General features: G+C 71.9%; 11 protein-coding genes and 1 pseudogene. 9 read left to right on the top strand and 3 right to left on the bottom strand.

Annotated features, from left to right (window positions below):
* Together K7787_RS30310 and K7787_RS30305 are read right to left on the bottom strand one after the other, a co-directional pair.
* Positions 1-1,741: ATP-dependent nuclease (locus K7787_RS30310; protein WP_223003600.1), on the bottom strand; the 1,741-nt coding region annotated here is incomplete at its 3' end.
* Positions 1,742-1,956: 215 nt separating this feature from the next.
* The gene (locus tag K7787_RS30305) at positions 1,957-3,708 is read right to left on the bottom strand and encodes a dolichyl-phosphate-mannose--protein mannosyltransferase (RefSeq protein WP_223003599.1); all 1,752 of its coding nucleotides are present in this window, start codon (positions 3,706-3,708) and stop codon (positions 1,957-1,959) included.
* A 156-nt stretch (positions 3,709-3,864) separates the two neighbouring features.
* Here K7787_RS30305 and rsmI point away from each other — a divergent pair, with 156 nt between their 5' ends.
* The 6 genes from rsmI to K7787_RS30275 all read left to right on the top strand — a co-directional run bounded on the left by rsmI (position 3,865) and on the right by K7787_RS30275 (position 10,382).
* The gene (rsmI, locus tag K7787_RS30300) at positions 3,865-4,710 is read left to right on the top strand and encodes a 16S rRNA (cytidine(1402)-2'-O)-methyltransferase (RefSeq protein WP_009189083.1); all 846 of its coding nucleotides are present in this window, start codon (positions 3,865-3,867) and stop codon (positions 4,708-4,710) included.
* A 401-nt stretch (positions 4,711-5,111) separates the two neighbouring features.
* Positions 5,112-5,558 carry a hypothetical protein gene (locus K7787_RS30295; RefSeq protein ID WP_009189082.1) on the top strand — a complete coding sequence of 149 codons (447 nt, stop codon included), beginning with the start codon at positions 5,112-5,114 and terminating at the stop codon, positions 5,556-5,558.
* Between the two features lie 110 nt (positions 5,559-5,668).
* Positions 5,669-6,547 (top strand): TatD family hydrolase, encoded by an 879-nt coding sequence (locus K7787_RS30290; protein WP_223003598.1) that lies wholly within the window; start codon positions 5,669-5,671, stop codon positions 6,545-6,547.
* 115 nt (positions 6,548-6,662) lie between these two features.
* Positions 6,663-8,015, top strand: coding sequence for a resuscitation-promoting factor (locus tag K7787_RS30285; protein ID WP_372456708.1), 1,353 nt, complete (start codon positions 6,663-6,665; stop codon positions 8,013-8,015).
* Between the two features lie 386 nt (positions 8,016-8,401).
* Positions 8,402-9,319, top strand: a complete 918-nt coding sequence (gene rsmA / locus K7787_RS30280; RefSeq protein ID WP_223003597.1) for a 16S rRNA (adenine(1518)-N(6)/adenine(1519)-N(6))-dimethyltransferase RsmA — start codon at positions 8,402-8,404, stop codon at positions 9,317-9,319.
* 157 nt (positions 9,320-9,476) lie between these two features.
* Positions 9,477-10,382 carry a 4-(cytidine 5'-diphospho)-2-C-methyl-D-erythritol kinase gene (locus tag K7787_RS30275; protein ID WP_223003596.1) on the top strand — a complete coding sequence of 302 codons (906 nt, stop codon included), beginning with the start codon at positions 9,477-9,479 and terminating at the stop codon, positions 10,380-10,382.
* Here the strand turns inward: K7787_RS30275 and K7787_RS30270 are convergent.
* The gene (locus K7787_RS30270) at positions 10,379-10,984 is read right to left on the bottom strand and encodes a Uma2 family endonuclease (RefSeq protein WP_247721434.1); all 606 of its coding nucleotides are present in this window, start codon (positions 10,982-10,984) and stop codon (positions 10,379-10,381) included. The two genes, K7787_RS30275 and K7787_RS30270, sit on opposite strands and share 4 nt — an antisense overlap.
* A 145-nt stretch (positions 10,985-11,129) precedes the next feature.
* On the opposite strand from K7787_RS30270, the gene K7787_RS30265 reads away from it, so the two are divergent.
* The 3 genes and pseudogenes from K7787_RS30265 to K7787_RS30255 all read left to right on the top strand — a co-directional run.
* Positions 11,130-12,947, top strand: a complete 1,818-nt coding sequence (locus tag K7787_RS30265; protein WP_164391715.1) for an ABC-F family ATP-binding cassette domain-containing protein — start codon at positions 11,130-11,132, stop codon at positions 12,945-12,947.
* A gap of 254 nt (positions 12,948-13,201) precedes the next feature.
* Positions 13,202-15,178, top strand: a complete 1,977-nt coding sequence (locus K7787_RS30260) for an outer membrane protein assembly factor BamB family protein (RefSeq protein ID WP_223003595.1) — start codon at positions 13,202-13,204, stop codon at positions 15,176-15,178.
* 55 nt (positions 15,179-15,233) lie between these two features.
* Positions 15,234-16,150: pseudogene (locus tag K7787_RS30255) on the top strand (outer membrane protein assembly factor BamB family protein); the annotation flags it as partial.

Genomic DNA, 16,150 nt, shown 5'->3' with positions numbered 1-16,150 from the left:
TGGTTCTCTCGGCACTGCCGATGGTGAGGTAATCGGAGATGCGGGCCACAAAGTCACGCAATTCGGCACTTGGGTGCCGGTGGTGACCTTCGCTGAACACGCGGGATAGCCAATTGCTTTTGTTCGTCGCTGGAACAGACCGTACCCAACACTCCAGCTCTCCGACAGGGACAAGAAAAAGACCGATTCGGGAGAAGTACTCCACTAGGCGCATGGCGGAGTTGTGTGGTTCTCCCATTAGGCCCGTAAGGCCGCTTGTCTTGAGTGATTTCCATCCCGTAGCGGTCTTAAGTTCTCTACCGATTTCTTCAATCTGCTGCTGGCTCAGAGTAACTTTTCCAGCGGCATTCCCAATGATGCCATTGATCTTCTTCTTGATTTCGGCAGCCGGTGCGGCGATAACGGATGAGGATGCATGCGCCTGCAGTGCGATGACGTCATCTTTGATCTCGTCCCATTGGCCGCCGAGATGAAGCAATGCCTGCTTGACCTTTGTGGCGTCATTCAGGAAGTCAAAATCGGTCACGACGGCAACTGGGATCCCACACGTGCGCAGCTTATGTGCTGCATCCGTGAGTCGAGCTTTCCCGTTAACGTGAAGGAATGTGAGATTGTCGTGAGGAGTGTCATTGCGGACCGTGTCAAAGGTTGCGGCGTAGAACTGGCAATCACCTTCCGCTTCACAGAGTACGACACCGTCATAAAAAAGTCCGGATGCGATGTTGGAATAACGCAGCAGGGGCGTATCTAGGATTTCGGTGACAGTGTCGGCTGCTAGCGTTCGCGCAACTGGTGTGCCGCCTGTGCGAGCTATCCGCACTAGTGTCAAAGCGCGTGCCGACGTTCCTTGGGGGGCAGCGCTTCCTTCCAGAGCTCCGCTCAAAAAGTCCGCGCTGTGAGTCGCGACGAAGACCTGACACGGGGAGGGGGTCTCGGAGGCGAGGTACCGGCCCAGAAGTCGAGCTTGTGGTGGATGCAGGAACGCCTCAGGTTCGTCGATGAAGATTACTGGGGCTGGCCGCACAAGAGTGTGCAAGAGGATATTGGTAAAGGCTCTTATGCCGTCGCCCTGCTCCGCTAGATAGGGCAAATAATCGTATGCCTCTCGAAGCTCTGGGGATGCCGGAGGGGGCGTGTCATCCATGCCTGGAGATCCGATCTGCAGGCGGATTTGCGGAACGTATCGATTAATCGCGATGGGCTCACCGAAAGCTTTCTCGAACAAATGGGAGAAGCGGGCGTGGAGCTCTTTCGACTCCCATAGGCGCTGTGCTGGATGATTGGGTGGGCGAGTCTGGTCCCAAAAGTGGGAGTCGACCTGGTTTCCAAGACGCTCGTTCGTCCACTGGTCGGCAACGAGCAAATGGGAGATTAGATGGAAAGTGGTGCTATTCCAGTGAATCTCGGCGGTCTCGACATCAACGCCTGGATCGTCATGATTAACCCGAGATGGTAGAAGTGTGCGTCCCGTAGGTCGGTGGAATCGAAGCTCATGACCGCGTTCACTAAGCCAGGCTACTAGTTCTTTCCCGGTCCCCTCCTGATGAATCTTTATTGTTCGCACCCAGTGGCAGGGATTTTGAACTCCCGGGTATTGGCTGATTGCGTTAACAAGCTCACGCAGCAGTGAGGTCTTGCCGCTGTTATTGGGACCTGTGAACAGAGTCATGCCATCCGCGGGAGGCCTCACTGCAGTGCCGTCGGCCAGCGTCAGTTCGGCAATGCCGAAGGAAACAGTCACGCAACCCCCACTTTGTCCACGAGTAGCCGAAGGGTCGGGTTCACTCGTCCACTACTGGCCACGATGATGCGTTGTTCGCCGTGTGGATTGTCAACTGTTGGGGTGTCCCGGGCCGTCTCCGGGCCGTCCTGGGGCGGCCGGCAGCGATCAGGGACGACCAACAACGACCATGAGGGCGCGGCCGGCGGCCGCGCCCTCATGGTGTGTTTGACCAGCTAGACCCACGTATCCAGCCACATCCGTGCCCGCCAGTCCTCGATCGGGATGGCCGTGCCGGTGTACAGGGGCCAGAAGTAGATGAAGTTCCAGGTGATCAGGAGGACCAGGACGCCCGCGCCCGTCGCGCCCGCGACGCGGCGGGTGTCCGAGGCGCCGGGTGGGCCGAGGATCGCGCCGATGAGCATCGTGACCGCCAGGCACAGGAACGGGACGAAGACGACGGCGTAGAAGAAGAAGATCGTGCGCTCCTGGTACAGGAACCAGGGCAGGTAGCCGGCCGCGACGCCGCAGGCGATGGCGCCCGCGCGCCAGTCGCGGCGGAAGAACCAGCGCCACAGCACGTACACCAGCGCCGCGCACGCCGCCCACCACAGCATCGGCGTGCCCAGGGCCAGCACCTCGCGGGCGCACTTGTCGCCGGCGTCGGCCGGGCAGCCGTCGGCGCCGGGCGCGGGGGACTCGTAGAAGTAGGAGACCGGGCGGCCGTCGACGATCCAGCTCCACGGGTTGGACTGGTAGGTGTGCGGCGAGGACAGGCCGACGTGGAACTTGTAGACCTCGTGCTCGTAGTGCCACAGGCTGCGCCACCAGTCCGGGAACAGCCAGGACCAGGAGCTGCCCCGGCCGTCGGTCGCCGCCCAGTTGCGGAAGTAGCCGCCGGTGCCGTCGGTGGGGGAGAAGATCCAGCCCGCCCAGGACCAGATGTACGTGATGATCGCCACCGGCACCGTCGCCAGGAACGTGACGCCCGTGTCCCGCAGCAGCACCGCGCGGTACGGGCGCCGGGCGCCGGCCACCCGGCGCGCGCCCACGTCCCACAGCACCGCCATCACGCAGAACGCGGCCAGGATGTAGAGGCCGTTCCACTTGGTGCCGATCGCCAGGCCCATCATCAGACCGGCCAGCCACCGCCACGGCCGCCACCCCAGCCGGACGGTCCCGGCCGTGTGCGCGTCCGGACGCACCCGGCCGTCGGCGTCCACCGGCAGCGCGGCGGCCAGTCTCGCCCGCGCCCTGTCGCGGTCGATCAGCAGACAGCCGAAGGCCGCCAGCACGAAGAACATCAGCACGCCGTCGAGCAGCGAGGTCCGGCTCATCACGAAGTGCAGCCCGTCCACCGCCATCAGCGTGCCCGCCAGGCAGCCGAGGAAGGTGGAGCGGAACAGCCGGCGGCCGATCCGGCACAGCATCAGCACCGAGAGCGTGCCGAGCAGCGCCGTCATGAAGCGCCAGCCGAACGGGTTGAACCCGAACATCAGCTCGCCCAGGCCGATCACGTACTTGCCGACCGGCGGGTGCACGACGTACGCCGCGTCCGACGGGATCGGCAGGTGGCCGCCGCTGCTGAGGATCAGGTCGTTGGCGTTCTTGTCCCAGTTGACCTCGAAGCCGCGGTGCACGATCGCCCACGCGTCCTTGGCGTAGTACGTCTCGTCGAATATCACCGCCTTCGGGCTGCCCAGGTGCCAGAAGCGCAGCACGCCGGCCAGCAGCGTGACCAGCAGCGGGCCGATCCAGCCCGACCGGCGGGCGAGGAAGCCGGCCGCCCTCGGCGGCACGCCGAGGGCGGCCCACAGCCGGGGGCCGGGCTCGGCGTACGGGGGCGCCAGCCGGTCGCGTACGTCGCCTGCGGGCCCGGCCGGGTCCGCCTCGTGGCCGAAGCGGCGCAGCCGCCGGCGCCACGACGGCTCCCGGTCGTACGGGGCCAGGTCCTGCCGGGGGTCCGTGGAGGACGCGGTACTGGTCACCGCGCCATCGTAGGGAACGGGGCTGTGTGAGTCCCGTGCATGGGCGGTACGGGTGGGGGTGCGTCCGCCTTCGCGGGGGTTTCCGCGGCCGCCCCGGACGGTGGCCGCCGCGGTGCCGGGGGCCACCGCCCGGTGCGGGCTTGAGAGGATGGGCAGGTGACTGGAACCCTTGTCTTGGCCGGTACCCCCATCGGCGACGTGCAGGACGCGCCGCCCCGGCTCGCCGCGGAACTGACGGCCGCCGACGTGGTCGCCGCCGAGGACACCCGGCGGCTGCGCCGGCTCACGCAGGCGCTCGGCGTGACGCCCAAGGGGCGGATCGTGTCCTACTTCGAGGGCAACGAGGCCGCCCGCACCCCGGAGCTGGTCGAGGAGCTGCTCGGCGGGGCGCGGGTGCTGCTGGTCACGGACGCGGGCATGCCGTCCGTCTCCGACCCCGGCTACCGGCTCGTCGCCGCCGCCGTCGAGAAGGACGTACGCGTCACCGCCGTGCCCGGCCCGTCCGCCGTGCTGACCGCGCTGGCGCTGTCCGGGCTGCCGGTGGACCGGTTCTGCTTCGAGGGGTTCCTGCCGCGCAAGGCGGGCGAGCGGCTGTCCCGGCTGCGCGAGGTGGCCGCCGAGCGGCGCACCCTCGTCTACTTCGAGGCCCCGCACCGGCTCGACGACACTCTCGCGGCGATGGCCGAGGTGTTCGGCGCCGAGCGGCGCGCCGCCGTGTGCCGGGAGCTGACCAAGACGTACGAGGAGGTACGGCGCGGCGGGCTCGGCGAGCTGGCCGCGTGGGCCGCCGAGGGGGTGCGCGGCGAGATCACGGTGGTGGTCGAGGGCGCGCCGGAGAAGGGCGCCGAGGAGATCGGACCCGAGGAGCTGGTGCGCCGGGTGCGGGTGCGCGAGGAGGCCGGCGAGCGGCGCAAGGAGGCCATCGCGGCGGTCGCGGCGGAGGCCGGGCTGCCCAAGCGCGAGGTGTTCGACGCGGTGGTGGCGGCGAAGCACTCGGGGTGAGGGCGCGGGGTGAGGGGCCGAGCACTCCGGGTGAGGGAGCGGGCGCCGCGGGGTGGGGGTGCGAGCACTCCGGGGTGGGGCCGGTGCGGCCCGATCGGCTCCGCCGGCGGTGCGCGGGGCGGGGCTGACCCCGCGTACGCCGGTTGACGGCCGTGCGCCGGTGGGACGTTGCTCACACCCCCTCTGAGCAGGGCGTATCTCTCTTGAGCGCGCGCCCCATGGGCGGGCAAAGCGGCGTGTGCGAAACGCAAAGCGACACCTGCCGTTCAGGGGAGCCTTGGGCAAGCGCCGATCAAATCGCCTCCAACACTCGACAGGGCTGCTGCGCCGGCGCCCGCGGAGGCGTCCACTGGAGGCAGGGACGAACCGGTCCCTTCGTCCAGCGGACATGAGGAGCTGGCATGAGCGAGATCTCGGGGCAGACCGGCCACCGCGGCACGGCCACCGCCGTCGTCAACGAGTCGTACTCCTTCGCCTGCATGCGCTGCGGGCACGGGTGGGAGCAGTCGTACGAGATAGAGCACCACACGGACGCGGACGGGCACGAGTTCGTGCTCTACGTCGCCGAGGGCCGCATAGTGCCCTCGCCGCTGAGCCGGCCCAGCTGCCGCAACTGCGACGGCCACGTCGTGCGGATCATGCGGGCCGGCCGGGTGTCGTCCGCGCAGAGCCATCTGCACGAGCACCGGCCGCAGCGCCCGGCGGGCCCGGTGACGGCCCCCGCGTCCGCGTCCGAGAACGCGTCCGAGCCCGCGCCCGGGGAGGAGACGGCGGACCGGAAGCCGGAGGACGGCCACCACTGGCACCTGTCCGACCTGCTGCACCCCTTCCACCGCAAGGCGGACTGAGCGGACCGGCCGAGCGGACCGGCCGAGCGGACCGCCGGGAGACGGGGGCCCTGCCGGGAGGCGGGGCCTTCGCGGCGGTGCGGGCGGGCCCCTTCCGTAGGATCGGGGACATGCCTTCCCACGCCGACAAGAACGCGGCGCCCCCGCTCCCGGAACCGCTCCGGATCCCGGTCGCCGACTCCCACACCCACCTCGACATGCAGTCCGGCACGGTCGAGGAGGGGCTGGCCAAGGCCGCGTCGGTGGGGGTGACCACGGTCGTCCAGGTCGGCTGCGACCTCGCGGGCTCGCGCTGGGCCGCCGAGACCGCCGCGGCGTACGCGAACGTCCACGCGGCGGTCGCCCTGCACCCCAACGAGGCGCCGCGCATCGTCCACGGCGATCCGGACGGCTGGTCCCGGCAGGGCGCCCGGGAGCCCGGGGGCGACGCCGCGCTGGACGAGGCCCTCGCCGAGATCGACCGGCTGGCCGCGCTGCCCCAGGTCAGGGGCGTCGGCGAGACGGGCCTCGACTACTTCCGCACCGGCCCGGAGGGCAAGGCGGCGCAGGAGCGTTCCTTCCGCGCCCACATCGAGATCGCCAAGCGGCACGGCAAGGCCCTCGTCATCCACGACCGCGACGCCCACGCCGACGTGCTGCGCGTCCTGAAGGAGGAGGGCGCACCGGAGCGGACGGTGTTCCACTGCTACTCCGGGGACGCGGAGATGGCCGAGGTGTGCGCCCGCGCGGGCTACTTCATGTCCTTCGCAGGCAACGTCACCTTCAAGAACGCCCAGAACCTGCGGGACGCCCTCGCCGTCGCCCCGCTGGAGCTGGTCCTGGTGGAGACCGACGCGCCCTTCCTCACCCCGGCGCCCTACCGCGGACGGCCCAACGCGCCCTACCTCGTGCCGGTCACGGTGCGGGCGATGGCGGCGGTGCGCGGGATCGACGAGGACACGCTGGCCTCGGCGCTCGCCGCGAACACCGCACGCGCCTTCGACTACTGAGCGTGCGGTGACGTACGCTGCGTAGTCGCGTCGCTTTGGAGAGTGACGATCGCTCCGCTAGGTTCTGGGGGCCCGATCCGGGCCTTCGCGACCTCGGCCCCTGGAGCGTGTCGGCGTGAGCAGAACGCCATACGAGACGTACGAGATCCCGTACCAGATTCCGCGCGAGATGCCGCACGAGATCCCGCAGGAGGTGCCGTATGGGATCCCGTACGGGATCCCTGAGACCGGCGGCGAGGTCGCTCCCGGCGACACCTACCGACCCGCCTATGAAGCCCGCGCGGCGCTTCCCCGGCAGTCACGCCAGGTGCGGCGGGACGGCGCCGGGCGCGGGCTGCGGCGGCGCGGGGGCCGGCCGGCGTACCGGACGCGCCCGGAGACCGGGGTGCGGCGGCTGCTGCCGCAGGCGCTGGTGGTGGCGTTCCTCGCGGGCGGCACCACCGCGTTCGTCGCCAAGGACAAGGCGGTCGAGCTGAACGTCGACGGCCGGCCGCGCACCCTGCACACCTTCGCCGACGACGTCACCGGGCTGCTGGCCGAGCAGGGCGTGCCGCTGGGCGCGCACGACGCGGTGACACCCGCCCCCGGCGCCGCGCTCAGCAGCGGCGACGCGATCGAGGTCCGGCACGGGCGGCCGGTCCGGCTCACCCTGGACGGGCGCCGGTACGAGGCGTGGACGACGGCGCGCACGGTCGGGGAGGCGCTGCGGGAGTGGGGGGTGCGGGCGGAGGGCGCGTATCTGTCGGCCGCGCGCTCCCGGACCCTCGGCCGCGCGGGCCTCACGCTGGAGGTGCGCACCGAACGCACGGTGACCGTCATGGCGGACGGCCGGGCGCGCACCGTCCGCACCAGCGCGGCCACCGTCGCCGAGGCGGTGGCGGAGGCCGGGGTCGCCCTGCGCGGGCAGGACGCCCTCTCCGTGCCGCCGGACAGCTTCCCGCGCGAGGGGCAGACCGTCACGGTGCTGCGGATCACCGGCTCGCGGGAGGTCCGCGAGGAGCCGATCCCCTACGCCGTGCGGCGCGTCGCCGATCCGGCGCTGTTCGAGGGCACGGAGGTCGTGGAGCGGCCCGGGCGGCCTGGGGTGCTGCGGGTGACGTACGCGCTGCGCACCGTCAACGGCGTGCGGGAGCGGCCGCGGCGCGTGGCGTCGGAGGTGGTGCGCGCCCCGCGCACCGAGCTGGTCAAGGTGGGCACCGGCGCCCGTCCGCGGTCCGTGCGGGACGCCGACGGCCTGAACTGGGAGGGGCTCGCGCGGTGCGAGTCGGGCGGGCGGCCCGACGCGGTGGACCCGTCGGGGACGTACGGGGGGCTGTACCAGTTCGACGCGGCCACCTGGCACGGGCTCGGCGGCCGGGGCCGCCCCGAGGACGCGCCGGCGGCGGAGCAGACGTACCGCGCGAAGAAGCTGTACGTGCGCCGGGGGGCCAGCCCCTGGCCCCACTGCGGGGAGCGACTGCACTCGTGAGGCCCCACTGCGGGGAGCGGCCGCGCTCGTGAGGCCCCACTGCGGGGAGCGGCCGCGCTCGTGCCGCCTCCGCCCGCCGGGGGGGGGTGACGTGCTCGTCGGTGCGGGCGAGCGCTGCGTCCCCCCGTCCGCACGGTTGGTCACGCTCCTGCCCCTGCGGGCGGTGGTGCTCCCGTCCCTGCGGGCGGTGGTGCTCCCGTCCGTGCGGGTGCGCGGCCCGTGTCCCCGGGGTGCGGGCGGAGCCGTGAGGGTCTTGTCCGCGCGGGCGGTGACGCTCCTGCCCCTGCGGGCGGTGACGCTCCTGCCCCTGCGGGCGGTGACGCTCGCGTCCGCCCGGGCGCGCGGCCACGGTCACCCGGCGCAGCGCACCCCCGTACCCTGGTGCCGTGAGCAGCCCCACCCCTGACGCCCTGCTGGGCCCCGCCGACGTTCGTGAGCTGGCGGCGGCCCTCGGTGTGCGTCCCACCAAGCAGCGCGGCCAGAACTTCGTGATCGACGCGAACACCGTCCGCCGTATCGTCCGCACCGCCGGCGTCCGTCCCGAGGACGTGGTCGTCGAGGTCGGCCCGGGGCTCGGCTCCCTCACCCTGGCCCTGCTGGAGGCCGCCGAGCGGGTCGTCGCGGTGGAGATCGACGACGTGCTCGCGGGCGCGCTGCCCGCGACGGTCGCCGCCCGGATGCCCGAGCGCGCCGACCGGTTCGCGCTGGTCCACTCGGACGCGATGCACGTCGCCGATCTGCCCGGCCCGACCCCGACCGCGCTGGTCGCGAACCTGCCGTACAACGTCGCCGTGCCCGTGCTGCTGCACATGCTCGACACCTTCCCGAGCATCGAGCGCACCCTCGTGATGGTGCAGGCGGAGGTCGCCGACCGGCTCGCCGCCGCGCCCGGCTCGAAGGTGTACGGCGTGCCGTCGGTGAAGGCCAACTGGTACGCCGAGGTGAAGCGGGCCGGCGCGATCGGCCGGAACGTCTTCTGGCCCGCGCCGAACGTGGACAGCGGACTGGTGTCCCTGGCCCGGCGCACCGAGCCGGTCAAGACGACCGCCACCAAGCGCGAGGTGTTCGCGGTGGTCGACGCGGCGTTCGCGCAGCGCCGCAAGACCCTGCGGGCCGCGCTCGCCGGCTGGGCCGGTTCGGCGGCGGCGGCCGAGGCGGCGCTGGTGGCGGCCGGGGTGTCGCCGCAGGCGCGGGGCGAGTCGCTGACCGTGGAGGAGTTCGCGCGCATCGCGGAGCACAAGCGGGCCGCGGACGCGGACCGGCCGGGGGAGCCGGAGAGGCCCGCGGACCAGCCCGCGGAATGACCGCGCCACCCGCGGAATGACCGCACCAGCGGAACGACCCGCGCCCGCCGGGCGGCCCGCCCCCGGGAAACCGCCCGGGGCACGGCCCGCGTAACGAACCGCATCCGCCGAACGCCCGAGGAACACCGCCCGAGGAACACAAGGAGCCCGGAAACCAGTGAGCGTCACCGTCCGTGTCCCCGCGAAGGTCAACGTCCAGCTCGCGGTCGGCCCCGCCCGGCCCGACGGCTTCCACGACCTGGCCAACGTCTTCCTGGCGGTCGGCCTGTACGACGAGGTCACCGTCACCGAGGCCGACGAACTGCGGGTGACCTGCTCGGGCCCGGACGCCGCCCAGGTCCCCCTGGACCGCACCAACCTGGCGGCCCGCGCGGCCCTCGCGCTCGCCGGGCGGTACGGCCGCGACGCCCGCGTGCACCTCCACATCGCCAAGGACATCCCGGTGGCCGGCGGCATGGCGGGCGGCAGCGCGGACGGCGCGGGCGCGCTGCTGGCCTGCGACGCGCTGTGGGGAACCGGCGCGTCCCGCGACGAACTCCTCGACATCTGCGCCGAGCTGGGCAGCGATGTGCCGTTCAGTCTGGTCGGCGGGGCGGCGCTCGGCACGGGCCGTGGGGAGAAGCTGCGCGAGCTGGAGGTGGGCGGCGCCTTCCACTGGGTGTTCGCGGTCGCCGACGGCGGACTGTCCACCCCGGCGGTCTACGGCGAGTTCGACCGGCTCAACGAGGGCGTCGCCGTCCCCGAGCCGGCCGCCTCCGAGGAACTGCTGGCCGCGCTGGCCAAGGGCGACGCCCACGCGCTGGCGGCAGCCCTCTCCAACGACCTCCAGCCCGCCGCCCTCTCCCTGCGCCCGTCCCTCGCCGACACCCTCGCGGCGGGCCGCGCGGCCGGCGCCCTGGCCGCCCTGGTCTCCGGCTCGGGCCCGACGACGGCGTTCCTCACCCCGGACGCGACGACGGCGACCGAGATCGCCGAGACCCTGCGAACCTCCGGCACCTGCCGCACCACCCGCGTCGCCGCATCACCGGCGCCGGGGGCGACGGTGGTGAAGGGCAAGCCCTAGAAGGTGTCGATCTCAGTGAGGTCGATATCGATGGCGTACGGCTTGTCGACCTTGATCCGATCGCGGTGCATGCCCATGTGCACGTAGGACTTGGTGAGCGGGTCGAGCTCGTAGACGTGGACGAGCGGCCGGCCGTCGACGCCGTCGCGCTCGACCCTCCAGAAGTTGGGGATTCCGGCAGCCGCGTATTTCTGCGGTTTCGTCGTACGGTCGCGGGACTCCGACTCCGGAGACACGACCTCGACGGCCAGCAGCACGTCCAGCGCCTGGTAACTCGTCTGGTCGGGCCCGCTGACCGCGTCGGCCAGGACCACGCTCACGTCAGGCTCCGGGCCGTTGCGCCGGTCAAGGACGATCGTCATCTCCCGTTTCACCCTGAACTTCTGCGGAGCGCTCCGACGCAGACCGCCGACCAGCAGGTCGATCACGTCTGCGTGAAAGTTGCGCTGCGGACTCACGATGACGAGGCTCCCGTCGATCAATTCGGTGTGCGGCGGGAGATCGGGCAGTGTGAACAGGTCGTCCACGGTGTAGCCGTCCAGTGGCGGCACCGGCCATTCGCGGCGGTGCTCTACGGACTCGGCGGTCATGGTTCCTCCCATGGACGGGATCCTGCTGCCTGCCCTCCACCGTAGCGGCCCGTTCGCGATCATGTCATCACAAAGAGTGACGACCTTCCCGCGCTCCGAGGCGCCGTCCCGAGGCCCTACGCTTGAAGGCTGATCCATCCCCCCGGGCAGGAGTGAAATGGCCGTCAACCTGGTCAATGTCGAGAACGTCAGCAAGGTGTACGGCACGCGTGCCCTGCTCGACGGTGTCTCGCTCGGCGTGTCCGAGGGGGACCGGATCGGCGTCGTCGGGCGCAACGGCGACGGCAAGACCACGCTCATCCGGATGCTGGCCAAGCTGGAGGACGCGGACACCGGGCGGGTGACCCACTCCGGCGGGCTGCGCCTGGGCGTCCTCACCCAGCACGACTCGCTGGACCCCGAGGCCACCGTGCGGCACGAGGTCATCGGCGACCTGGCCGACCACGAGTGGGCGGGCAACGCCAAGATCCGCGACGTGCTCACCGGCCTGTTCGGCGGCCTCGACCTGCCCGGGTTCCCCAAGGGCCTGGACACCGTCATCGGGCCGCTGTCCGGCGGCGAGCGGCGGCGCATCGCGCTGGCCAAGCTGCTCATCGAGGAACAGGACCTGATCGTCCTGGACGAGCCCACCAACCACCTCGACGTCGAGGGCATCGCCTGGCTCGCCGCCCATCTGCGCGGCCGCCGCTCCGCGCTGGTCTGCGTCACCCACGACCGCTGGTTCCTCGACCAGGTCTGCACCCGCATGTGGGACGTCCAGCGCGGCGACGTCTACGAGTACGAGGGCGGCTACTCCGACTACGTCTTCGCCCGCGCCGAACGCGAGCGCATCGCCGCGACCGAGGAGGTCAAGCGGCAGAACCTGGTCCGCAAGGAGCTGGCCTGGCTGCGCCGCGGCGCCCCGGCCCGCACCTCCAAGCCGCGCTTCCGCGTCGAGGCCGCCAACGAGCTGATCCAGGACGTGCCGCCGCCGCGCGACAGCAGCGAGCTGATGAAGTTCGCGTCCTCCCGGCTCGGCAAGACCGTCTTCGACCTGGAGGACGTGACGATCCAGGCCGGCCCCAAGACCCTCCTCGAACACGTCACCTGGCAGCTCGGCCCCGGCGACCGCATCGGCCTGGTCGGCGTCAACGGCGCCGGCAAGACCTCCCTGCTGCGGGCCATGGCCGAGGCCGCGCGCACCGAGGGCGAGGTCCAGCCCGCGGGCGGGAGGATCTCCGTCGGCAAGACCGTGAAGCTGGCGTACCTCTCCCAGGAGGTCGCCGAACTCGACCCCGACTGGCGGGTCTTGGAGGCCGTGCAGCGGGTGCGCGAGCGCGTCGACCTCGGCAAGGGCCGGGAGATGACGGCGGGCCAGCTGTGCGAGACGTTCGGCTTCGGCAAGGAGAAGCAGTGGACGCCGGTCGGCGACCTCTCCGGCGGTGAGCGGCGCCGGCTGCAGCTGCTGCGCCTGCTGATGGCCGAGCCCAACGTCCTGTTCCTGGACGAGCCCACCAACGACCTCGACATCGAGACCCTCACCCAGCTGGAGGACGTCCTCGACGGCTGGCCCGGCTCGATGATCGTCATCTCCCACGACCGGTTCTTCATCGAGCGCACCACCGACACGGTGCAGGCCCTCCTCGGCGACGGCACCCTGCGGATGCTGCCGCGCGGCATCGACGAGTACCTGGAGCGCCGCCACCGCATGGAGCAGCGCGCCGCGTCCGCCGCCCCGGCCCCGGCGCCCGCCGCCGACACCTCCGGCGCACCGGAGAAGAGCGCCGCCGAGCAGCGCGCCGCCAAGAAGGAACTCCAGAAGATCGAGCGGCAGTTGGACCGGATCTCCGAGAAGGAGACCAAGCTGCACGGCCAGATCGCCGAGAACGCCACGGACTTCGCGAAGGTGGCCGGACTCGACGCCGAGCTGCGGGACCTGGCCTCCGAGCGCGAGGAACTGGAGCTGCGCTGGCTCGAACTCGCCGAGGACGCGTAGGCGCTCGGCGGGGGCGCGTGCGCCGTGTGAAGGGCGCGTGCCGGTTTGCGGGGGATTCCCGGCGCGCCGTAACGGGGGCATCACAGGCCGGTCCTCCCTTGGAAACAGGGGTGGACACGGCCCGGTGGGGTGTCGGCGGCCAGTGATAGAAAGGGCCGTCCGAGAACTGTCTGAAACCGGCTGAGTACGGCACCGGGGCCATCGCGCGGCTCAGGACGTGGCGAAAAATCAGTCGACGAGGGGGAAACGCGCTGATGTCTCAGCCACCCAACCAGCCGCCGCAGGGCGGCTTCGGTGCACCGGAACCGCAGGACCGGCCTCCGCAGCCGCCCGATCTGTCGAAGGCGCAGCAGCCCCCGCAGGGCGGCGGCTTCGGCGCCCCGCAGCCGCCCCAGCCGCCGGCTCAGCCCTCCCAGCCGCCGGCTCAGCCGTCCCAGTCGCCCCAGGGTGCTCCGCAGACGCCGCCTCCTCCGGCCGGTCCGCCGCAGACGCCCCCGCCGCCCGCCGGCCCCCCGCAGCCCCAGCCCGGCTACGGCTACCCGCAGCAGCCCGCCCCTGCCCCCGGCCCGTACGGTCAGCCCCAGGCCGGCCCGTACGGCGCCCCGCAGCCTGGCCCCTACGGCGCGCCGGGCGCTCCCGGCGGCGCCCCCGGCCCGTACGGCCAGCCGCAGCCCGGCCCCTACGGCGCCCCGCAGCCGGGCCCGTACGGCGCCGCCCCGCAGCCCGGTTACGGCTACCCGCAGCAGCCGCAGTTCCCCGGCGCGCCCGGTGCGCCCGGCACCCCGCCCGGCGGCTCCCGCAACCCGTTCAAGGGCCGCCCCGCCGTGGTGATCGGCGCCGCGGTGGCCGCGCTGCTCGTCGTCGGCGGCACCGTGTACGCCGTCACCAGCGGCGACGACGGCGACAAGAAGCCCGTCGCGCACAAGAGCGACGACCCCGGGCCCTCCGGCTCCGCCGCCCCCGCCAACCCCGGCGACGGCAGCGGCGACGGCAGCGACGGCGGCGACGACCCGGAGAACTTCAACGACGGCCGCCAGGCCGGCGAGGCGAAGGTGCTCTGGTACAAGGAGGCGCCCGACGCCCCCGGTTCCGGCGCCGACGCCCCCGGCATGTGGATCACCGACAAGGCGGCGGTGAAGGCGGCGTACAAGCAGGTCTTCGCGTACAACGTCACCGACGGCGCCCCCACGTGGGCCCCGGTCTCCTTCCCGCAGAAGATCTGCGCGGTGACGCCCGAGAAGACGGCCGACGACAAGGTCGTGGTGGCCTACGAGAGCGGCACCAGCGACAGCGCCAAGTGCAACCAGCTCCAGCAGCTCGATCTGCGGACCGGCACGAAGGGCTGGAGCGCCAAGCTGTCCGAGGGGCGGCTCTTCGACAGCACGATCACCGTCGAGCTGTCCGTCACCGGCAAGACGCTGATGGTGGGCCGCTCGCAGTCGGGCGTCGCCTACGACATCGACAGCGGGCGCAAGCTGTACGAGAAGCAGAAGTACGGCGAGGCCTGCTTCCCGACCGCGTTCGCGGGCGGCGCGAAGCTGATATCGGTCGCCTCGTGCGGCGCCGGCGGCGCCAACGAGCACGACGAGGTGCAGGAGCTGGACCCGGCCACCGGCAAGGCCAAGTGGACCAGGAAGATCCCCAAGGGCTGGTCGGTGCAGCGCACCTACTCCGTCGACCCGCTGATCCTGTACTCGACGGACGACAAGAAGCACTGGAACGTCTCGACCCTGAACAACGACGGCTCGGTCCGCTCCCAGGTCGACGTCAAGGGCTCCTTCGCCCCCCAGTGCGGCTGGGCCATCCTCGAACGCGACCTCCAGGGCTGCCAGGGCGTCGCCGCCGACGCCGACACCCTCTATCTGCCGACCCAGGCGACCACCGGCGCCAACGAGATCGTCGCGGTCAACCTGGCCACCGGCAAGGAGAAGTGGCGGGTCAAGTCCCCCGAGGACACCTCGATGATGCCGGTCAAGGTGGAGGGCGGAAAGCTGATCGCCTACGTCGAGCCGTCCTACGACAGCGGCGGCCAGATCGTGTCCGTGCCGACCGCCGGGACGAGCCACACCACGACCAAGCTGCTCCAGAACCCGCAGAGCACCGCGGACATCGAGAACGGCTTCTTCTCCCGGGACATCGACTGGGTCGACGGCCGCTTCTACATCTCCACCACACGGCTGAGCGGCAGCGACAAGTCGAAGGAGAAGCTGATGCTCGCCTTCGGCAACTGAGCCGGACCGCCCGCCGTCGTCCTCGTCCTTCCCGTTCCTCCGAGGTGCACCGTTCATGACCCAGCCGCCGCCCCCGCCGAACCAGCCCCCGCAGGGCGGCTTCGGGCCGTCCCCGCAGCCGCCGCAGACCCCGCCGGCGCCGGGCGGCCCGAACCTCGGCAAGCCCGCCCAGCCGCCGGCCCCCGGCCACCCGCAGCCGCCGCAGGGCGCCCCGCAGACGCCCCCGCCGCCGCAGACCCCGCCGCCCCCGGCGGGTCCGCCGCAGCCGCCCGCTCCACCGGCCGGCCCGCCGCAGCCCCAGCCCGGCTACGGCTACCCGCAGGCCCCGCAGCCGCCCCAGCCGCCGGCGGGCTACGGCTACCCCGGCCCGGCGCAGCCGCCCACGCCCGCGGCCCCGCACGCGTACGGCACCCCGCAGCCGGGCCAGTACGGCACCCCGCAGCCCGGCTACGGCTACCCGGGCACGCCGGGCCAGCCGGGCGCCCCGGGTCAGCCCGGCTACGGCTACCCGGGCCAGCCGCAGACCGTCCCGCAGCCGCAGAGCGGAGCGCCGGGCGGCGGCGGCAGCGAGCGCAAGAAGCAGCTGACGATCATCGGCGCGGCCGTCGTCGCCATCGCGCTGATCGTCGGCGGCGGCGTCTGGTACGCGCACTCCGGTGACGGCGGCAAGAAGGACACCGCCGCCACCGGCGGCACCACCGGCGGCAAGGGCGACGACAAGGGCGGCAGCGGCGGCACGGGGACCGGCAAGGAGAAGGTCCCCGCCGACCCGAGCGCCAAGATGCTCTTCCAGGTGCCGCTGACGAAGGTGGAGCAGCAGGTCACGGTCACCGGCTCCTGGGCCACGGACAAGGTGTACGCCAAGCCCGGCATCGCCGAGATCGTGGGCTACGACCCGGCCAAGGGCACCAAGATCTGGACGATCAAGCTACCCGGCCCGGTGTGCCAGTCCACGCCGCACATGACGGCGGA

This window comes from Streptomyces sennicomposti, assembly GCF_019890635.1.
Classification (GTDB): Bacteria; Actinomycetota; Actinomycetes; order Streptomycetales; family Streptomycetaceae; genus Streptomyces; species Streptomyces sennicomposti.
This window is presented reverse-complemented; position numbering and strand designations above follow the sequence as displayed.